Here is a 606-nt window from a genome sequence, read left to right as displayed (position 1 = left end):
ATTTCCAATATGTCTCTCGAAAACTGCCAGCGCCCGAGTACCGTCCACGCTATGGCCCCCGCCGCCGTCAGCAGGCAAAAGATACGGAAAAACCAGCTTTGTTTCCACTCCAGAACACCGCAGGCCAGCGCCGCCGCCAGCCCCGCAAGGCTGATCGCAGGAAGTGCCAGTATCAGGAAGAAGGTGAGCTGTTCCGCGGCCTGCGCCACGATCCACACCGCCACCGCTACACCCTGCGCCCCGGCAAGCAGCCCAACCACCTTCCGCCGCCGCCCCGTCAGCCGGGAGGCCAGGAACACCAGCAGAAGCGTCAGGGACAGCTCACGGGCCAGCGCCGACACGTCCACCGGCAGCGGGCCAAGCTGGGCGTTCGGCAGGAAGGCCAGCGCCAGCCGACCCGCCAGCCAGAAGAACGCCATCAGCCCGCCGCACAGCGCGTCCAGGGCCAGCCGCCCCTGAAACGCCTGCCAGAGAAACAGCGCCAGCAACAGCGTCCCGGCGGCAAAGGCCAGGGCGGCGGGCACGGCGGTCTGGAAGCTCTGGGCTATCAGCGCGCTCTCGTAGGCATAGCCGCAGTACAGGGTCACGCCGCAGGGCCAGACGGTT

At 67.7% G+C, this 606-nt stretch carries 1 protein-coding gene; it reads right to left on the bottom strand.

Translation table 11 applies throughout. The features are described 5' to 3' along the window. Positions 1-606: hypothetical protein (locus tag D1646_RS22340; protein ID WP_160638520.1), on the bottom strand; the 606-nt coding region annotated here is incomplete at both ends.

It is taken from the genome of Pseudoflavonifractor sp. 60 (assembly GCF_009911645.1).
Taxonomy (GTDB): Bacteria; Bacillota; Clostridia; order Oscillospirales; family Oscillospiraceae; genus Lawsonibacter.
Note: the sequence above shows the minus strand (reverse complement) of the source record. Positions and strands in the feature narration are given on the sequence as shown.